We start from the raw sequence: 19,363 nt of genomic DNA, 5'->3' as shown, positions 1-19,363 counted from the left end.
TGTGTAGCTGACCGCACACATGCGCAGACCGGACTGGTCGGCGCCGCGGTCGGCGCGTCCCCGCGCGACGGGCTACTCAGCCGTGCCCAAAACCCACACCGCCCACAGAGGAGGAAGCAGCCGTACGTCCCCGACCTGCCCCGATCAGTCCTTCGTGAAGGAGAGGCAGATGAAAAGACGACTCGCGCTCGCCGTAGCGGGCCTGACGACCACCGCGCTTGTCGCCACGCCAACCGTCTCGATCGCCGCGCCCGGCACGACAAGCGCGCCCCCGGAGACGGACTTCCAAAAGGTGACCCTCAACGACCACCCGGGCGAGCCGATGGACCTCGCCGTGCTGCCCGACAGCCGGGTGCTGCACGTGACCCGCCCGGGTGAGGTCTGGTTGCACGACCCGGCTACGGGCCGCAACACCGTCGCCGCGACCCTGGACGTCTACCGGCACGACGAAGAGGGCCTGCAGAACGTCGCGATCGACCCCAACTTCGGCAAGGCCGGAAACAACTGGGTCTATCTGTACTACTCCCCGCCGATGAACACCCCGGTCGACGACCCGTCGACTCCGAACGTCAACGAGGGCGACGCGCCGGCCTGGGGCACGGCTGCCGACTTCGAGCGGTTCAAGGGAGCGATTCGGCTCTCCCGGTTCCGGCTGGTCAAGGACAAGCTGGACCTCTCCACCGAGCAGCAGATCATCGACGTGCCGGTCGACCGGGGCATCTGCTGCCACGTCGGCGGGGACATCGTCTTCGACGCCAAGGGCAACCTGTACCTGTCCACCGGTGACGACACGAACCCGTTCGAATCCGGCGGCTACGCGCCCATCGACGAGCGCCCCGGCCGCAACCCGGCGTACGACGCGCAGCGCACGGCGGCCAACACCAACGACCTGCGCGGCAAGATCCTGCGCATCAAGGTGGGCGAGAACGGCGGGTACACGATCCCGAACGGGAACCTCTTCCCGGAGGGCACGACCGGCACCCGGCCCGAGATCTACCTGATGGGCCTGCGCAACCCGTTCCGGATCGAGCTGAACCGCAAGACCGACGAGCTGTACGTCGCCGACTACTCGCCGGACGCGGGCCAGGCCGATCCGCTGCGCGGGCCGGCCGGGCAGGGCAAGTGGGCCGCCGTCCGCAAGGCCGGCAACTACGGATGGCCCTACTGCGCCACCGCGCAGCTGCCATACGTCGACTACGACTTCGCCACCGGCCAGTCCGGGGCGACGTTCAACTGCTCCGCGCCGATCAACGAGTCACCGCACAACACCGGGCTGCGAGAACTGCCACCGGTGGAGCAGCCGGACGTGTGGTACGGCTACGGCCCCTCGGCGCAGTTCCCGGAGCTGGGCACCGGCGGCATCGGACCGATGGCCGGGCCGGCGTACCGGTTCGTCTCTCCCACGACGCGGGGACGCGCCCCGGTGGCGTGGCCCGCGTACTACGACGGCATGCCGCTGTTCCACGAGTGGACCCGGGACTACGTGAAAAGCTTCCGGCTGAACGGCAGCGGCAGCCTGAGCGGGATCGAGCCGGTGCTCCCCTCGTTCACCTTCGACAACCCGATGGACCTGGAGTTCGGCCCGGACGGCGCGCTGTACGTGCTCGAGTACGGCGACGGTTTCTTCAGCGAGAACCCGGACGCGCAGCTGGCCCGGATCGACTACATCGGCTGGAAGGGCAACCACACCCCGGTGCCCCAGGTTTCGGCCACGCCCACCAATGGGCTCACGCCGCTGACCGTCACCTTCTCCAGCGACGGCACCACGGACTACGACGGCGACCGGCTGTCGTACGCGTGGGACTTCGACAACGACGGCAAGGTCGACTCGCGCGCGGCGAACCCGACGTTCACGTACCAGAAGAACGGCCTCTACCACGCCACGCTCAACGTGAGCGACCCCGGAGGCCTGTCGGCCGCCGCATCGGTCCGGGTCGTGGTCGGCAACGCCCAGCCCGTGGTGGAGCTGGTCAAGCCGGTCGCGGGCCAGCCGTTCAAGTTCGGCGACACCGTGCAGTTCGAGGTGCGGGTGACCGACGACCAGCCCGTGGACTGCTCCCGGGTCAGCGTCACGTACGTTCTCGGCCACGACACGCACGGCCACCCGCAGACCACCGCCAACGGCTGCACCGGCTCGATCCAGACGACGGTGCCGTCCGGCCACGACCCGGCGAACGACAACCTGACCGCCGTGTTCGTCGCGTCCTACACCGACGCCGGTGGGAATGGTCTGCCCTCCCTGACCGGAACGGACCAGGTCGTCCTGGTCCCCACCGCGTAGATCCACCAAGAAGGAGTCACCATGTGTTACGGATACGACGGAGAGGCCGCGCTGCGGCAATCCCTCGTTGACCGACGGAGCCTGCTGCGCGGCTCACTGGCGGTGCTCGCCGGTGTCGGGCTCGCGTCGTCGGGGATCGGCGCGACGGCTGCGGCTGCTACCACCCGTACCACCGGGAGGCAGCAGGTGCCCCCGGGCCTGATCAGCATTCAGCTGTGGACGGTACGCGACGCGCTCTGGGGTGCCCCGGGGTACGACGCGACCCTCACTCACCTCGCCCAGATCGGCTACCCGCGCGTGGAGCTGGCGCTCGGCTACTTCGGGCGCACCGCTGCCCAGCTGCGCCAGTTCCTGGACGGCATCGGCATCAGGGCCAGCTCCAGCCACGACGGGATCAGCGGTGACGCCGCCGCCCTGGAGGAGAAGATCCAGAACGCGGTCACCCTGGGCCAGTCGTTCATGGTGGTGCCGTACCTGTACTCCGAGCGCGAGGACGACTGGAAGCGCTGGGCGGAACAGATGAACGTGGAAGCTGCAGCGGCGGCCGCGGCCGGCCTGCGCTACGGCTACCACAACCACGCCCACGAGTTCACCATCGACCTCGGCGGTGGCAAGCGCCCCTGGGACGTGTTGACCGCGGAGCTCGATCCCACGCTCGTGCACCTGGAGGTCGACATCTACTGGGCCGTCACCGGCGGCATCAACTCCGGCGACGGGGTGGCCGACCCCGAGGGCTTCACGCTGGACGTCATCCGCTCCGCGCCGCAGCGAGTGCTGCAGTACCACGTCAAGGACCGGCACGAGTCCAACGGCGACATGGCCGACCTGGGCACCGGGATGATCGATTTCGCCCGGATCTTCAACGAGCACTCGGTGCTCGAGTACATCGTCGAGAACGACACCCCCGATGTGACACCGCAGCAGACGGCCGAGGTCGGCTACCGCTACCTGCGCAAGCTGCGGTTCTGAGGAACCCAGGAGGTAAGGGCTGATCGACACCAGGGCCGGCGGCTGCCGACGTGGCAGAACCGTCGGCCCTGGTGTTCGGCAAGCCACGACCTATGGCCGGATGTCCAGGGCGCGCGTCGTCGGTGAAGCAGGCGACGAAGGCGTCGATGTCGTTCTCTCCACCTCTGAGCGCGCGCCGATCCCCGAGGCAGGACCTAGCGTCGTACGACTCGCCGTCGCTGCTTCGCATCCACGATCCACGGCGGGTTGGCGGCGCCGTTCGGGTCGTACACGTCGGTGCCGGGCGGGACGATCGCATCGAGCCGGTCAAGCACGTCATCGTCGAGTACGAGGTCGGCGTGTTCGAGCGTGGATTCGAGTTGTTCGAGCGTGCGGGGTCCAATGATGACCGAGGTGACGGCGCGGTGCGCGAGCGGAAATGCCGTCGCCAGCGCGGGCAGCGGAACGCCGAGCTTGTCGGCCACCTCCACGAGCTGCTCAACGACGTCGAGCTTGCGCGCGACGACCGGATCGGCGGGATCGAACCAGGCGGGCCGAAGGGCGGCCCTCCCCTCGGCTCCGGCCTTGATGCCGCGGCGGTAGCGGCCGGTGAGAAAGCCGAAGCCCAGCGGGCTCCAGGTGAGCACGCCCATGCCCCACTTCTCGGCGACCGGGAGCACGTCGCGTTCGATGCCGCGGGCCAGCAGACTGTAGGGCGGCTGTTCGGTGCGAAACCGCATCAGGCCGCGGGCGTCGGCGACCCGGTGGGACTCGACGATCTCGTGCGCGGGGAACGTGGAGCATCCGAACGTCCTAATCTTGCCCGCCCGGACCAGGTCGGTGAGCACGCCGAGGGTCTCCTCGAGGTCGGTGTCCCAATCGGGGCGATGCACCTGGTAGAGGTCGACGTAGTCGGTGCCGAGCCGCGTCAGGCTGGCGTCGACGGCGTGGAGCAGATGGCGTCGCGAGTTGCCGCCTCTGTTCAGGCCCTCCTCAAGGGCGAAGTGTCCCTTCGTGGCGAGGATGACCTGGTCACGGCGGCCGCGGAGGGCCTTCCCGACGATCGACTCGGACTCGCCGGCTGAGTACATGTCGGCGGTGTCGATGAAGTTGATGCCCCGATCGAGGGCGGTGTGGATGATCCGGATGCAGTCGTCGTGGTCCGGGTTGCCGGCGGCGCCGAACATCATCGCCCCGAGCGTGAAGCGGGACACGGTCATTCCGGTGCGCCCGAGCGGCGCGTAGCTCATCGTCATGCGGGAATGCTCCTTTCGAGAGGCCGCGAGGGCCGGGGTGGCGGTGCGGGGAGGTCGTGCCGGCCCTTGAGCGGGCCGAACGGGTCGCGCGCGACGACGCCGACACCGGCTCGGATTCTCTGGACGAGGGACTCTTCGGGCATGGCCACGGCATCATCGGGCGGGCGGGGCGCGAGGCGCGCCCGTGCCAGGCAGACCGCCGAAACGAGGAAGCTGATCGCGTCGAGAAGCACGCCGACCGCAGCGGACACCGCCTGAGCGAGGATCAGCCAGGGCGACCAGCTCGCCGCCGCCAGGACGCCCATCCAGCCGGGACCGGCATCCAGCTCGGTCGCCGCAAGCATCGACAGCAGCGTCGCGGTGGTCGCCGTCCCCAACAGGCTGACGGCTTTGCCGAGCCAGAAGATCCGGAAGGCGTGAGGGAGACGGGGCATGCCCGCCACTCTAGGCTCGCAAGCAGATTTGCGCAAATCTAGTTGTATACTCGACTCATGCGTGATGGTGAACCGGGGGATATCCGGCAAATCGACGATGTGCGCGCCCTGACCGCTCTCGCCCACCCGGACCGTGCGCGGCTGATGGACGCCCTGGCCGTGTATGGGCCATCGACAACCACGGCGCTGGCGCGGTCGATGGGTCTGGCGACCGGCAGCGTGTCGCACCACCTCAAAGTGCTCGTCGAGGCAGGGCTGGTCGCTCCCGCGCCAGCAGCCGCCACGGACCGCCGAGAGCGCCGATGGCAGCTCGTCACGCGCGGAATGCGCTGGACGATCGGCCAGTTCCGCGACCAGCCGACGGCTCAGGCCGCCGCGACGTCCGCCGAGGGCGCCCTGCTTCAGCGACAGTGCGAGCGCGCGCGGGAGTTCCTGGAGACCGCAGAGCAACCCTGGGACGAGGTCGCCTACGCAGGCCACGTCTGGCTCCGGCTGACCCCGGACGAACTCGCCGAACTCGGGCAGCAGATCGACGAGCTCCTACTCGGCTGGCGGCGCCGCCAAATCCCCGAAGACGGGCTGGAACGACACACCGTTCTCGCCTTCGTTCACGCATTCCCCACGGAGCCTTGAGATGCGGCCGCACGGGTTTCCGCCGCAGCCTTGCGGGAAGAGCGCATGCATGGCCGAGCCATACATGGGACCGGTCCTGGCCAAGCTGGGCGAGACGGCAGGGTGCACCGGCGTACTGGATCCGGAGCCCACCTGCCGGGACCGATGAGGCGGATGCGGCCGGGCCGGTATCTGCTGCTCGCAAGCGCCGCCGCCATGGCGCTCGGGCACTGGGCGGCCGACTGGAACCGCGGCCACACCTTCGGGCCGGGCTACGGGCCGCACGCCCGCTGGCACGGTACGACAGAGGTGGTGAGTGCGACGCTCGACGCCCTGCTCATGCTGGCGCTGCTGACCCGGACGTCCGGTGCCGAGCGTCGGCTCGCCACCACCGTCGCCGCCCTGGTGCCGCTGCTCCGTTACGGGCCCTCGAACCTCACCCTGGCCGTCGCGGGCACCTCGCCCTACGCGGAGGGCCGCCCGCCGATCCGGCTGCTCGGGCTGCCAGCCTCGCTGGTCGCCCAGGACACCGTCATCGGGCTGGCCCTGTGCGGCTACTGGCTGGAGCGGCGAGCCGGCCAGGCTGCATGATCGGCAGCGGCCCACGCCCGGGTGCACCTGTCCGTGACTGACCATGCGGATGGCCGCGCCGGTCGGAACACCCGACCGGCGCGGCCACCTTTTGCTTTCACGGCGGACGGCCGAGCCCCGTTGCGACCGGGCGGCCGCCGCACTACTTCAGCGTGATGGTCAGAGTGTGCGCCCCGCTGCTGGTCTGGACGACCACCTCGATGCCGCGGCCGGTCTGCACGGTGCGGTAATCGGCCTTGTGCCCGTCGAGCTGGACGTTGGCCACGGTCGCGCCGGACGGCAGCACCGCGCCGAGGGTCAGCTGGCACGGCACGGCGGCGTCCACCGTGACCTGCAGCGTCGAACCGCTGCGCGTCTCGGCCACGTCCACGTGCCCCGTACCGACCCTGATGTTGCTGCCGGAGATGCGGTGCTGGCCGGACGGCAACTGTGGCACCACCGCCAACTGGCCCCGCCCGATGTCCGGGGCGACGCCGAGTTGCTGGTTGATCACTGGCCAGAGGGTGCCGTACGAACCCCAGGTCTGCAGCACGCTGGATCGGCTGAGGAAGTCGCGCTCCATGTTCGACCCGAAGTCGGGCGACGGAGAGATCTCGGGCATGGCACCGGGCATCTCCCACACGGTCGGGTCGAGTTGGGTGCGCGCGTTGGCGTTCGTGTAGTGCCGCTGCTGGGCCAGCCGGCCGTAGTTGCCCTCCGCCACCGCCATGACCGCGGCGCCCAGCGTGAAGACGGTCCGCTCGGACTGCACCGAGGAGACCACGCTGTCGCAGGACGGCCCCTTGTTGCCGGCCGGGTCGCTGGTCGGTCCGGTGCCGGTGTGGTACAGGCCGAACTCGCCGGTGTAGCAGTCGCGTTCCCGCTGGGCCAGCCCGGTGTCGGCGTGGTCGGTGGCCGCGAGCGGGTGCCCCGGAACGGGCGGTCCGGCGACCTGGCCGGGTCCACCCGACCGACCGGGCGAGCCGGGCAGCACGGCCTCCATCGGCGTGACGCCGGTCCAGTAACGCTGGAACAGTTTGACGTTGCCCGGGTCGGACAGCGAGTCGGCATAGCCCTTGGCGTCGCCCCCGTACCACCAGGTCTTCTCGAAGATCTTCAGGCGTTGTCGTGCCTGCTCGGTGGCCCAGGCGGCCGTGGCGGCGTCGTGCTTGGCGGCGGCCAGGTCGGCCAGGTCGAGCAGGCCGCGGATGGTGTACACCGCGACGTCGAGCTTCTCCTGGCCCATGCCGGCGCGCTCCACGTTGCCGGAGCCCTCCGGCCAGCCGTCGCCGTCGGCGTCCAGCGCCACGGCGTAGCGCATGTTGCGCACCGCGAAGTCGTACATCTGGTCGCGGAAGGCGTTGTCGCCGGTCCACCGCCACACCAGCGCGACCGCGCTGGGGAACTTCACCGTCTCGTCGGTGTTTCCGGGGTCGGCGTTGGCGCCGTAGTACACCTGGCCGTCCGGGGTGACCTCGTGGACCACCTTGCCGGAGCGGTGGTTGGCGATGTCGCTGACGTCGCGCAGCGCCGTCAGGTGGCTCTTGACGGCGTCGAACTGCCCTGCCGCCACGGCGGGGAAAGCGCTGTACTCCCCGTCCGTGGCGAACAGCCACGGGTAGTCCGGCCAGCCGGCGCCCAGCCACCGGGCCACCGCTACCGTACCGGACGGCGGCGGGTACTGCCGGCCCTCGCTGCTGGGGAACACCCGCAGGTTGCGGGATTCCTGTACCGAGTCCGCCACGTTCTGCTTGGACCACTCGACGCTGCGCGCCAGCATCGGGTCGCCCGGCAGGTCCACCCTGCTCTGCGCCGCGATCTTCTGCCGCGCGGCCAACTTCGCGGCGGCGGCGCCCGCCGGGTCGCGCAGGGCCTGCGTCAACTCGGCCTGTGCCTGGCTCGGGCCCGCGTCGGAGCCGGCGACCGCGAACCACACGGTGCGGCCACCGGCCGGCACGGTCACCGGGTACGTCAACTCGCCGCCGGTGCCCTTGCCGTACGGTCCGTCGTCGCAGACGGCCGGCTGGGGGTCGCCGCAGACGACGTCGCCCTGGGGTCCCCGGAACCCGGGACCGAGGGTGGCGGCCGAGGGCGTCAGCGTGCTGCCGACCATCGCCGCCCAGTCGTGGGTCGGCGCGCCGGGCACCGGCGGGGTGCCGTTGTCACGGAACACCAGATTGTTCCCGTCGAAGGAGCCGGAGTCCGGCAGGTTGAACTGCGCCTGGCTCGGCGTCGCCCAGCCCCACGGGTACGCGGACAACAGTTCAGAGTGCGCGTGGACGGTCAGCTTCACCTGCGAGGTGCCGCCGCCCGCCGCGCCGGGGAGGTTCAGGCCGACCAGCGTGGCCCGGCCGTCGTCGGGTACCACGTCGAGTCGCCGGACCGTGGCGCCGTTGCCGGCCGCCATGTCCATCCGGGTGTAGCCCTCGCCGCTGGTGAATGTGGTGGTCTTCAACCACTTGCCGTCGACGGCGAACCACAGACCATCGAGCAGCTTGATCGGTGGCGACCAGAAGCCGCCCATCTCGCCACGGATGTGCCAGCCGGTGCCGGGGTACGTGCCGTCCGCCGCGCCGACCTCGTAGGCGCGGTCGCCCGTGACGACGAAGCGCCGATTGCTCAACTGCGTCTTCTCAGACAGTTCCGCGCCGCCGCTGCCGGTGGCGACGACATCGCCGCTCGGGGCGAGGGCGGTGCGCGCGGCCGATGCCGGTGCGGCGGTGACACATAACGCGAGAGCGCTACCGGTGGCGAGCGCGATGGCGGCGGCCCGGGCCCGCGGGTGTTTCCCGGGCGGGCTGGTCCGGCGTACGGAGTCGATCATGCAGTCCCCCTCGGGGTGCGCTGACGAGTCCCGCTCAGCCTGTTACAGGCACAGTTGCGGCGCAACCCGACATCGACATCGCCGAGTGGGCAATCCGGCGACCGTACCCCTTCAGGGACTACCCCTTGGTTAAGGCGCACCGTTAGGCTCGCACCTCCCGCAGACTGCCGACCCGGCGGAGGCCCCGTGGACAGCGGCGTCATCTTCGACCCGGACACCTACACGCGGCGCGTGCCGTACGAGGAGTTCGCGCGCCTGCGTGAGGCGGCGCCGGTGTCCTGGGTGGAGGGGACCGCCGTCGGGCCGTGGTCGGCCGGCCCGGGTTTCTGGGCGGTGTGGCGGCACGCCGACGTCAAGGCGGTGCTGCGCAATCCGAAGGTGTTCAGCTCGTACCTGGGCGCCACCCAGATCCGCGACCCCGCCACCCCGGCCGACCTGGCCTACGTCCGCCAGATGATGCTCAACATGGACCCGCCCGTGCACTCCCGGCTGCGCCGCCTGCTCGCGCGGGCCTTCACCCCCCGCGCGGTCGCCGCCCTGCAGGACCGCATCAACGCGCGGGCCCGGGAACTCGTCGCGGCCGTGCCCGACGATGGCGTGACCGACTTCGTCAAGGTCGCCGCCGACCTGCCGCTGTGCACGCTGGCCGATGTTCTCGGCGTACCCGGCTCCGACCGCTACCTGCTCTTCGACTGGGCCAACCGGGTCATCGGCTACCAGGACCCCGAGTACTCGACCAGCGATCTGGCCGCCACGATGGTGTCGACCACCCCGATGGCCCAGGCCGCCCTCGCCGTACGCCCCAAGCCGGACGGCGACGGCCGGATGCCCGACCCGCGCACCCGCGCCGGCATCCCCGACCTGTACGCCTACGCCCACGAGTTCGCCGCCCAAAAACGGCGCAACCCGGGCGAGGACATCATGTCGATCCTGCTGCAGCAGGTCGACGACGAGGACGGCCGGGTCAGCGTCGAGGAGTTCGAGAACCTCTTCTGGCTTTTCGCCGTGGCCGGCAACGAAACGCTGCGCAACGGCATCCCCGGCGGCATGGCCGCCCTGCTCGCCCATGCCGACCAGTGGGAACGGCTGGACAAGGACCGCACGCTGCTGGGCACGGCCGTCGAGGAGATGCTGCGCTGGTGGACCCCGGTCGTCCACTTCCGGCGTACGACCACCATCGACACGACGCTTGGCGGCGTCGACATCAAGGCCGGTGACAAGGTGGTGGTCTACTTCGCCAGCGCCAACCGCGACCCGCGCGCCTTCCCCAGCCCGGAGGCGTTCGACGTCGGCCGCTCCCCCAACGACCATCTCGCCTTCGGCCACGGCCCGCACTTCTGCCTCGGGGCAGCCCTCGGACGGCACCAGATGAAGGCCATGTTCGCCGCCGTGCTCGACCGCTTCGCCGCCGTCGAGCCCGCCGGCGAGGCCGTACGACTGCGTTCGAACTTCCAGAACGGCCTCAAGCGCCTCCCGGTCCGGTTCACCCCGCGCTGAAACGCCGGACGGTTCGATGCCGTCGATCACGGATCGCGTCGGGAGCACAAACCAGGCGGCACGGCTCGGTGCAGGAGGCCGGGCAGCGGCGCGAGGAGGATGAGTTCCTCCAGGCACATCGCGCACCGCCGCAGGTGGGCTTCGAGTTCCTGCCGCTCGAGCGGGCCGAGGGCGCCGATGAGCAGGGAGGCGACGGAAGTTGTGAACGGGCACGGCGGCTCAGCTGTCATGGTGTACTCCGCGTTGCTGCTCGAGCCAGCCCGGCCAGACCCGCTCAGCGACACGTAGCGGCAGACGGCCACCGAGGTGCATGGCTCGGGCCACGCCGCGGTACCCGGGCGGCAGGCCGGCAGCGATGACGATGTGTCCGATGACGACCGGCGTGATGAGGTACGTCGCCCAACGGTGCACCCGCTGGAGCCAGACGAACCAGAGGCCGCCGGCGACCAGCATCAACCCGATGCCGCTGCCGATCAGGGCGGTGAACAGCCCGACCATCAGCAGGTTCGCGACGCGCTGGCCCGGGTCGAAATGGCCCTCGTGCCGGGCGAACCGGCCGGTCACGAGTGCGCCCGGCCAGCGGGCGAACCACCTCAGATCCCCGTGGTCGTAGCGGAGCGACTCGCGGACGAACGTGCGGGTTGCCCGTAGCCCCAGCGTCACCGCACCGGCGGCCAGTGCCGTCAGCACCCAGCCGGCATACCGGTGCAGGCTGGTGTCGGCGACGCCGGTCAGCCGGGCGGCAGCACTGGGCTGCCCCTCCCGCCCGGCGACCAGCCACCAGCCGGTACCCAGCAGGACCAGCACGGTGAGATAGGTGAGTGCGTGAAACCACCGCGTGGCGCGGGAGTAACGCCGAACGGTGCCTGGGTCGCTTGCCATGCGGTCAGTAGCTGTACGGGCCGGTGTCAGAGGACGTGGGCGGCGCGCCATCGCCGCCGGCGCTCGGCGAGGGCGCCGGCCCGCCGCCGCTCCCGACGCTGATCGGAGTGGTGGCCTCGGCCCCGGCCGGGGAATGGTTGGCGTTGCGCAGCGACACGTGCATCGTGTGCTGCCCGGAGGGCGCGTCCGTGATCTGGGTGGTGTCCGACTCGACGATGACGTAATCGGATTCGTTGTCGTCGAACCAGATGTGTACGTGGTGCTGGCCGGACTCGGTGGGGCCGAGCGGCACGCTGCTGTCGATCTTGACGGTGAACGGGTTGGACACGGTGGCGCCGCTGACGGGCTCGACGACGATGACGGACAGCTTGCCGCCGTCGCCCCCGGCTGCGCCGTTCGTCCCGGTGCACGCGGCCAGCGTGGCCAGCATTGCCACGGCTGTTGCGATCTTGAGTCTCATACCAGTAATACCTGCGTCGACCCGGTCCGGGATTTATCGCGCAGGAGAGATCCCGGACCGGCCTGTCGTGCGTAGTACTGAATGTGGGTGTCAGTGACGAGGCGCTGGTCGCCGGGATGGCGGCCCGCGACCCGCAGGCCACGGCCAGCTTCGTCCGCCGCTTCCAGGCCCGGGTCTTCGGCCTGGCGGTGAGTGTCGTCGGGGCCACGGCCACGGCCGAGGACGTCGCCCAGGAGGCGTTTGTGCGGGCCTGGCGGTACGCCGGCGGCTACGATCCCCGCCGTGGCGCCGTGCTGCCGTGGCTCTTGTCCATCACCCGGAACGCGGCGATCGACGCGATCCGGCTACGCCGCGATCGCCCCTACGAGCCGGAGGTGATGCTGGCACTGCTCACCGCCGCCGGAAATGACACCAGCGAACCGACGGACGAGGTGGCCGACGCCGACCGCATCCGCGTCGCCCTGCGCGCGCTGCCGCCCGAACAGGCCACCGCCGTCGTCCTGGCGATCTTTCACGGACTCACCGCGAAGGAGATCGCCGAGCGGCAGGGCCTACCGCTTGGCACCGTCAAGACGAGGATCAGGCTGGGCATGTCCCGGCTGCGCGACCATTTCGAGGTACGTGATGAGTGAGCTGCCGCAGTGTCGCGACGTGCACGACCTGCTCCCGGAGCTCGCCACCGGTGCGGCCGCCGGGGATGATCGAGCTTGGGCACTGGCCCACGTCTCGCGCTGCCACGACTGCCGCCGAGAACTCAGCCAGTTGACCGCGACGGCCGATGCCGTCCTGCTGCTCGCGCCTCCCGTTGATCCCCCGCCGCGGTTCGAGAGCCGCGTCCTCGCCCGGCTGCACGCGGCTCCCGCGCCGCCACCCCGGCGGCGGCTCCTGGCCCGTCGGCGAGTCGTGGCGGCCCTGGCGTTCGCGGTCTGCCTGCTGCTCGCCGCTGCCGGCGGGGCGCTGTTCATCCAGTCGCGGACCGCGGAGGACCGGCGCCTCGCTGACCAGTACCGGCGGACGCTCGCCGTTGCCAACGGTCGGTACCTCAAGGCAACCGCCCTGACCACTGCCGACGCACGACCGGCCGGCACCGTCTTCCTCTACCAGGGGAACCCGTCCTGGCTGTTGGTCACCGTGACCGCCGCGCCGGCCGACGGCGCGTACGCGGTCCTCGCCGTTGACCGTGCCGGCGCCACGCACGCGATCGGCACCTGCCAGGTCGTCAACCGCACGGGAACCTTCGGGTACCGGCTCCGGCTGGCGGTCGCCGAGGTCAGCCAGATCCGCCTCCAGTCGGCCGACGCCATGCTGAGCGGCACCCTGTCGAGACGCTAGGCCGCAACGCATGGTCGGCCGGCTCGTCGCGCACCGCCGGGTGGTTCCTACTGCAGAGAAGGGCCCGGCAGCTGAAGCTGCCGGGCCCTTGCGTGTTTCGTGCCTGCCGAGGTCAGCCCACCGTGATGAAGGTGACGTTGGTGGCGCCAGCGTAGGAGATCACACCGAAGTACCGCTTGGCCGGGTCGAGACCCGTCCAGGTCGCGGTCAGCGTCACCGGTATGCCGGCGGTAACCGGGCTGTCACTGACATTCAGGTTGCCCGCGGCGCTGTTCGGCACCACCCAGTTGCTGAGACCGTACGAGGTCGAGCCGCCGGGCGTTGCGAACCCGTTGACGTAGACGTCGTACGTGCCCGGAGCCGGTGCCGTCAGTGTCACCCGTTCGTCCGACGAGCCGGAGGCCGACAGGGCCACGAGCGTGCCCGCCTTGTAGACGAACAAGTCGAGGTCGGCCGTCTTGTCGTTGGAGACAAGGTCGAACCGGGCCGCCTTGGTGTCATTCGGAACCGTCACGTGGTAAACCTTCGTGCCGGCACCCACAACCGGGTTGTTGGTGTCGAACGGTCCGGTCGTGACACTGTCGGCGACCGGCGTCACCCCGGCCATCCCGGCGACAGATGTGCCCAGCGCCGGGGCCGTGGAGCCGGGCGTGACGGCGAAGGTCGTCGACCCGGCCGTGATCGCCCCGGTCACCTCGCTCGGCGCCTTCACAGCCACGGGCCGCAGCGCGATTGGGCTCCGCGCGCTGTGGGTTCCGTCCGACCACGTCAAATTGCCGGTGGCATACGCGCCCAGCGGAGCCGTGGTCCGGCTGAACGTCACCGTGAAGGTCTGCGTCGCGTTCGGTGCCAGCGTGAAGCTGGACGGCGACACCACGGTGGTGAAGCCGGGGACGCTCGCCGTGGCGGTGTAGGTCGCCGTCGTGGAGCCGGCGTTCCTCACCGTGCGTGTCACCGTTTGGACGCCGGCCAGTCCGCCGATCGCGATCGACGCCTGGTTCAGGTCCGTGCCGGAGACCGGCGGAAGGGTGTCGAACGGCGGCGCGAACTGGACACCGAGACTGATCATGTAGCTGCGGTAGTCGTTCGGACCCACCGGGTACACCAGTCCGGGATCGGCCGCACGATTCGGGTTCACGAATCCGGCGCCCTGGGCGAACGGGCTCGTCGTCGTCTTGGTGTCGATCGCCGACGTCATGAGCGCGGACTTGATCTCAGACGGCAGCCAGCCCGGGTGCAGCTGCTTCATGAGCGCGCCGATGCCCGCGATATGCGGCGAGGACATCGAGGTGCCCGAGTAGAAGTCCCAGTCCCGGCCGTGGTTGCTCGGCGGCGCCACCGCGGCGACGACATCGTTGCCGGGTGCGGCAATGTCAGGCTTGAGGATGTCGCCACCCGTGGTCGTTGACGGTCCCCGCGAGGAGAAGTCGGTGACATCAGGCACGTCCGGCGCCGCCGCGAGCTCCGCCGGGGTCAGGTCCACGATGCTCGCGGTCGCGCCCGCCGTGTCAGCGTAGGTCTTGACGGCGGCACCATCGACGTTGTTCAGGTGGACCGACGGGATCGGGTGGTAGTCGCCGTTGAGCGAGTTCGGGCTGGTGTTGACCATCACCATACCGACGCCGCCGGCGCGCTTGACCTCGAAGCTCTTGTCAATACGAGCGTTGACACCCCGGTCACAGACCACCACCTTGCCGGTCACCTTCACCGGGTCGAGGGTGCCGTCGAAGCAGAGCTTGGCGTCGTTGTCGCTCGCACCGGCCAGCTTCCCGCTCAGTGCGGTGATCAGCGGCGCTGGTGTCGTCAGCGCCGGGGTGGTCGAAGCGCCCACGTACCGCGCCCCGTTGCCGAGCGCAACCACTCGGTACGCCTTGCGGAAGGTGGCGGCTGCGACAGTGGTGACCCACGGCGCGGGGTGGTCCAGGGTGCTCGCACCCGGTCCGCTGTTGCCGGCCGAGTTGGCCACGAAGACACCGACGTTGGACGCCGCCCGGAACGCCTGCGCCACCGAGTCGAGCACCGACGACTCGGACGAGCCACCGATGGAGTAGTTGAGTACGTCGACGCCGTCGAGGACGGCGTCGTTGATCGCGGCGACGCTGTCGGAGTTGAAGCATCCGGCCGGCACGCCCGGCGCGCCCTCCCAGCACACCTTGTACATCGCGATGGAGGCGGCCGGAGCCATGCCCGACGCGGTGCCGATCTGCTTGCCGTCGATGGTCACCGTGACGCCGGCGTTGCCGGCGGCCGTCGAGGAGGTGTGCGAACCGTGGCCGGACCCGTCGCGCGGCGACAGGAAGTCCTCGTTGGCGATGTTCTTCTTGCCGAATCCCTCGACGTAGTACCGCGCGCCGACCAACTTGTTGCCGCACAGCGACACTTGGAAGTTCTCACCGGCGACGCACGCGCCGTGCCAGTTCTTCGGCCGTGGGTTGATCTTCTCGTTGGCGAAGGCGGGATTCTCGGGCCAGATGCCGCTGTCGATGACGCCGACGACGATGCCGGCGCCGGCGTTGGCCTGACCGCCTGCCTGCGACCACACGCCGCCCGCGGCGCTGAGGCCGAGGAACTCCGGCGAGACCGTGGTGTCGAGGTGCGACACCTGGTCGCGCTCGAGCCCGACGATCCCCGGGGTCTTCGCGAGCGCGGTTGCCTGAGCCTTGGTGAGGTTGGCGGCGATGCCGTTGTTCGTGATCGTGTAGTCGTAGATCTTGGTCGCGCCGACCTTGGCCAATGCCGCGTCGTGCTTACCGGTCAGATGCGCGCGCCACGCCTTCACCGCCGACGAATCGGGGTCGAGCTTGTCGCCCGCTTTGGGCTTGGTGGCCTTGAAGCCGGAGTTGTAGCCCTCGTAGCTGCCGACCGGGTCATCGGCGAACGTAACAATATAGCGGCCATCGGTGTAGCCGCCCGAATTCCCTGGCGACGACGCCGCAACGGACGTGGTCGCGACAGCGATGCTGCCCGCGATGGCGACAATCGGGATCACGGCCAAACTTGCTCGCCGTAATCCCTTCGACCTGAAGATCATTTTGTTCTCCTCAGCGGGGGTGATGCCCGGGTCAGGGGACCATCGGCATCATGACTTAGGAGACGATCGCTGTCTATCAGGCGTTCCGCCCGCAAGCGTGTACCGGCCAGGCCCCCGGGACCGCGTCGAACCAGGCCGCGAAATTGACGTGCGGCTCCCGGCTCGGCGCTCTACGTTTCCGCCGTGACCCTCGACATCGTGAGCCTGGCGGACCGCCCCGACCTCGCCCCGCTGCTTGACGAAGACTTCGACGGAGCGTGGCCGCCGTTCATGCTGTGGGACCCGATGGGCGCCGTGTACTACAGCGTCGCCCACGACCTGTACCCCGAGTTCGTGTTCGCCGCCGTCGACTCGGCCGAGCCGGGTCGTGCCGTCGCCCGCGCGTACGCCGTGCCGCTGCGCTGGACGGAGGCGGAGCTTCCCGACGGCGGCTGGGACCGGGTGATCCAGCGGGCCGCCATCAACCGCCTCACCGGCGCCACCCCGAACATCGTCTCAGCCTTGGAGATCTGCATCCGCCCTGACCGGCGCGGCGGCGGGCTGTCCGCGCTGATGCTCACCGCCATGCGCGAGGCCGTCGCCAAGCTGGGCTACGACACGCTGGTCGCGCCGGTCCGCCCGAGCGGCAAGCACACCAACCCCGACCTGCCGATGACCGAGTACGCGGCCCAGGTCCGCGAGGACGGCCTGCCGGTCGACCCGTGGCTGCGGGTGCACGTCCGCGCGGGCGGACGCATCGAGCGCGTCGCCCCCCGGTCGATGACGATCACCGGGACGCTCGCCGACTGGCGCCGCTGGACGGGCCTGCCGTTCGACACGAACGGGCCGGTCCATGTGCCGGGCGCGCTCGTGCCGGTGCACTGCGACGTGGCGCACGACCATGCCGTCTACGTCGAGCCCAACGTCTGGGTCAGGCACCGGCTGTAGCCGCTGCCGGCACGCAGCCGCAATGTGGGAGCCTCTCGCCGGGCACCTGGACCGAGGCTGGCCGGACACCGATCCTGCAGGAAGTCTCCAAGTAGCCGACGGTCGCGACCGCGTTGCCGGTGACCCGACAGCTCGAGTGCGTCCAGAAGTCACCGCTCAAACACCGTCCGGCGACCAACAAGTCGCGCGCGGCCGGCCTCGAACCGGCTCGCCCTCTCGCGGCCGGATATCCGCGGCGTGGGACTCGCGGTCCGGCCGAGGTGGGGGTACAAACAAGACAACCGATGAATAGCGGCACGGGGAGGGCCAGATGACCCGGTTCAAGTACTCCCTCGGCGGGCGGCCCGGTGCTCTGGTGGCCGCCATGATCACATGTGTGACACTTACCATGGTGTGCTCGCCACCGGCCTCGGCGGCCGGTTTCCTGGTGCCACCGTCGAGCGTGAGCGCGCGTGCCTCCGGCCCGAACACCATCGTGGTCTCGTGGAACTCGACCGCGTCGACCTCGTACTACCGGGTGCTGCGCGCCACCGTGTCCGGCGGCCCGTACACCGTGGTTGGCGAGGTCCCGACGGCGTCGTTCACCGACACCGGTCTCACGCCGGCCACCCGGTACTTCTATGTGGTCCAGTCGGGATACAGGAAGAAGCTGTCGGCGTACTCGATGGAGGCCAACGCCGTGACGGCGTTTACCGCGCCCGCCAGCGTGCACATCAACGCCACGGGATCAGCCATGGACGTGCGGTGGGAGGCTGTCCCGGGCGCCGCCCGTTACGAGGTCCTGCGGGTCGCACCGTACGAGACGTGGACGGCCATCGGTTCGACCACGGCGATCATGTACCGCGACGAGAACGTCGTCAGCGGCAGCTACTACGGATACGCGGTACGTGCCGTGGCGTCTAACGGGGTGACCGGGACCTCCCTGAACGTCTCCGGTCATGCGGGTCCGGCGACGAGGATGGACTTCACGGTGTACCCGCCGAAGGCGGAACCGGGACAATGGGTGCTGCTCAGCGCCGAGGTGCGAAACGCCGACGGCTCCCGGCCGACCGGCCCGGTGGACTTCTACCTCAACGGTTCCTGGCTCCAGCAGGTTGAGCTGGGCGTCGACGGCCGGGCGGAGTACGTGGTGCAGATGGGCACGCAGTCGCTGACGTTCTCGGCCCAGTACCAGGGCGATGTGCTGCCGGTGACGGGTGCCAGCGGGTCGGGGCTGGTCGCCTCCGCCGCCTATCCGGCGTACGGGTCGCTGACGCTGCAGCCGGCGCAGACACGGGCGGTGGGCGGGCAGGCGATGGCCCTGGCGAGCGGGGACCTGACCGGTGACGGCCTGAACGACGTGGTGGTCACCAGCCATCGGACCGTGGAGCAGTCCTACCAGGTCGGGTTCGACCTGTTCGTCCAGCAGGCCGATCACACCCTGGCCGCGCCGCAGTACCACGCCTTGTCGCCGACCGGGGGCGGCCTCACCCCGACCATCGCCGACGTCGACGGCGACGGCCGAGCGGACCTGGTGATGAGCGGCGGGGACGGCGTCGACGTCTACCGGCAGACCCCGCAGGGGTTGGCCGCCCCGACACCGGTGTCGTTCGGCACCTCGGTCACCGCCGCCCGGGTGCTCGACCTCGACGGTGACGGCGTGCGTGATCTGGTGGTCGACGGGGCCGCGGGCGCGATGGTGCGCTACGGCACCGGTGGCGGCGCGTTCGGCGGACCGGTCAACCTGTTCCCGTACTACGGCGAGGTGGTGGTCGCGGACCTCGCTGGGGACGACCGGCCGGACGTCGCAGTCCTCCGCGATCATGTGATCTCGGTGCTCACCCAGCTCGCGCCGCGGGAGTTCTCGACACCGGTCGAGTACGCCGTACCGCCGGACCCGTGGGAGTTCATCGGCTCGTTCGCGGCGGGCGACGTCGACGGCGACGGCCGCGCGGACCTGGTGGTCAGCGTCGGGGGGAACAACCCCTCCGGCCGCGTGGAGATACTGACCCGGGATGCCGCGGGCACCCTCGGCACGTGGCGGGTGTACCCGTCCCGGGACAACCCCTCGGGCGTGCTGCTCGCCGACATGAACGGCGACGACCTGCTGGACGTGTTCACCACGCACACCGGTTTCCCCGGTGTCGGCGGGATGCTGCAACGCCCGGACGGCTGGCTGGGACGCCAAATCATCTACCAGCCGTACTCGGCCGCCGACATCGGCAGGTACGGGTTCGCGGCCGCCGACATCACCGGCGACGGCCGGCTGGACCTGCTGCTCGCCGACCCGTGGGTCGGTCTGGTCACCCGCATGCAGTAGCTGGCCGGTA

General features: G+C 70.1%; 16 protein-coding genes. 9 read left to right on the top strand and 7 right to left on the bottom strand.

The window, feature by feature from the left end:
• Positions 1–169 precede the first annotated feature (169 nt).
• Positions 170–2,281 carry a PQQ-dependent sugar dehydrogenase gene (locus tag GA0070624_RS19355; RefSeq protein ID WP_091343054.1) on the top strand — a complete coding sequence of 704 codons (2,112 nt, stop codon included), beginning with the start codon at positions 170–172 and terminating at the stop codon, positions 2,279–2,281.
• Between the two features lie 21 nt (positions 2,282–2,302).
• Complete coding sequence (locus tag GA0070624_RS19350; RefSeq protein ID WP_091343052.1) at positions 2,303–3,250, top strand: sugar phosphate isomerase/epimerase family protein; 948 nt, start codon at positions 2,303–2,305, stop codon at positions 3,248–3,250.
• A gap of 194 nt (positions 3,251–3,444) precedes the next feature.
• On the opposite strand, the gene GA0070624_RS19345 is transcribed toward GA0070624_RS19350, so the two are convergent.
• Together GA0070624_RS19345 and GA0070624_RS19340 are read right to left on the bottom strand one after the other, a co-directional pair.
• Positions 3,445–4,479 carry an aldo/keto reductase gene (locus GA0070624_RS19345; RefSeq protein WP_091343050.1) on the bottom strand — a complete coding sequence of 345 codons (1,035 nt, stop codon included), beginning with the start codon at positions 4,477–4,479 and terminating at the stop codon, positions 3,445–3,447.
• 2 nt (positions 4,480–4,481) lie between these two features.
• Entirely contained in the window at positions 4,482–4,928 is a 447-nt protein-coding gene (locus GA0070624_RS19340) for a hypothetical protein (RefSeq protein WP_141715085.1), read from the bottom strand.
• Between the two features lie 48 nt (positions 4,929–4,976).
• Between GA0070624_RS19340 and GA0070624_RS19335 the strand changes: the two genes are divergently transcribed.
• The gene (locus GA0070624_RS19335) at positions 4,977–5,552 is read left to right on the top strand and encodes an ArsR/SmtB family transcription factor (protein WP_091343046.1); all 576 of its coding nucleotides are present in this window, start codon (positions 4,977–4,979) and stop codon (positions 5,550–5,552) included.
• 153 nt (positions 5,553–5,705) lie between these two features.
• Positions 5,706–6,122 (top strand): hypothetical protein, encoded by a 417-nt coding sequence (locus GA0070624_RS19330; RefSeq protein ID WP_091343044.1) that lies wholly within the window; start codon positions 5,706–5,708, stop codon positions 6,120–6,122.
• A 142-nt stretch (positions 6,123–6,264) separates the two neighbouring features.
• On the opposite strand, the gene GA0070624_RS19325 is transcribed toward GA0070624_RS19330, so the two are convergent.
• Positions 6,265–8,925, bottom strand: coding sequence for a glucosidase family protein (locus tag GA0070624_RS19325; protein ID WP_218105210.1), 2,661 nt, complete (start codon positions 8,923–8,925; stop codon positions 6,265–6,267).
• A 186-nt stretch (positions 8,926–9,111) separates the two neighbouring features.
• Here GA0070624_RS19325 and GA0070624_RS19320 point away from each other — a divergent pair, with 186 nt between their 5' ends.
• The gene (locus tag GA0070624_RS19320) at positions 9,112–10,422 is read left to right on the top strand and encodes a cytochrome P450 (RefSeq protein ID WP_091343041.1); all 1,311 of its coding nucleotides are present in this window, start codon (positions 9,112–9,114) and stop codon (positions 10,420–10,422) included.
• Between the two features lie 26 nt (positions 10,423–10,448).
• On the opposite strand, the gene GA0070624_RS19315 is transcribed toward GA0070624_RS19320, so the two are convergent.
• The 3 genes from GA0070624_RS19315 to GA0070624_RS19305 are packed head-to-tail and all read right to left on the bottom strand — an operon-like array spanning position 10,449 to position 11,764.
• On the bottom strand, positions 10,449–10,652 hold the full coding sequence (locus tag GA0070624_RS19315; protein ID WP_091343039.1) for an anti-sigma factor: 204 nt from the start codon (positions 10,650–10,652) through the stop codon (positions 10,449–10,451).
• Positions 10,642–11,304: a cytochrome b/b6 domain-containing protein gene (locus GA0070624_RS19310; protein WP_091343037.1), complete on the bottom strand. Its 663-nt coding sequence runs from the start codon at positions 11,302–11,304 to the stop codon at positions 10,642–10,644. The genes GA0070624_RS19315 and GA0070624_RS19310 overlap by 11 nt, the downstream gene beginning before the upstream one ends.
• Positions 11,305–11,308: 4 nt before the next feature.
• Entirely contained in the window at positions 11,309–11,764 is a 456-nt protein-coding gene (locus GA0070624_RS19305) for a hypothetical protein (RefSeq protein WP_141715084.1), read from the bottom strand.
• Between the two features lie 83 nt (positions 11,765–11,847).
• Between GA0070624_RS19305 and GA0070624_RS19300 the strand changes: the two genes are divergently transcribed.
• Positions 11,848–12,396 carry an RNA polymerase sigma factor gene (locus GA0070624_RS19300; protein ID WP_218105209.1) on the top strand — a complete coding sequence of 183 codons (549 nt, stop codon included), beginning with the start codon at positions 11,848–11,850 and terminating at the stop codon, positions 12,394–12,396.
• Positions 12,389–13,096 carry an anti-sigma factor family protein gene (locus GA0070624_RS19295; protein WP_091343034.1) on the top strand — a complete coding sequence of 236 codons (708 nt, stop codon included), beginning with the start codon at positions 12,389–12,391 and terminating at the stop codon, positions 13,094–13,096. The genes GA0070624_RS19300 and GA0070624_RS19295 overlap by 8 nt, the downstream gene beginning before the upstream one ends.
• A 112-nt stretch (positions 13,097–13,208) precedes the next feature.
• On the opposite strand, the gene GA0070624_RS19290 is transcribed toward GA0070624_RS19295, so the two are convergent.
• The gene (locus tag GA0070624_RS19290; RefSeq protein WP_176731778.1) at positions 13,209–16,085 is read right to left on the bottom strand and encodes a S8 family serine peptidase; all 2,877 of its coding nucleotides are present in this window, start codon (positions 16,083–16,085) and stop codon (positions 13,209–13,211) included.
• Between the two features lie 225 nt (positions 16,086–16,310).
• Between GA0070624_RS19290 and GA0070624_RS19285 the strand changes: the two genes are divergently transcribed.
• Both GA0070624_RS19285 and GA0070624_RS19280 read left to right on the top strand, forming a co-directional pair.
• Positions 16,311–17,054 (top strand): N-acetyltransferase, encoded by a 744-nt coding sequence (locus GA0070624_RS19285; protein ID WP_091343030.1) that lies wholly within the window; start codon positions 16,311–16,313, stop codon positions 17,052–17,054.
• Between the two features lie 310 nt (positions 17,055–17,364).
• Entirely contained in the window at positions 17,365–19,353 is a 1,989-nt protein-coding gene (locus GA0070624_RS19280; RefSeq protein WP_091343028.1) for an FG-GAP-like repeat-containing protein, read from the top strand.
• The last annotated feature ends 10 nt before the right edge of the window (positions 19,354–19,363 follow it).

The sequence above is a fragment of the Micromonospora rhizosphaerae genome (assembly GCF_900091465.1).
Taxonomy (GTDB): Bacteria; Actinomycetota; Actinomycetes; order Mycobacteriales; family Micromonosporaceae; genus Micromonospora; species Micromonospora rhizosphaerae.
Note: the sequence above shows the minus strand (reverse complement) of the source record. Positions and strands in the feature narration are given on the sequence as shown.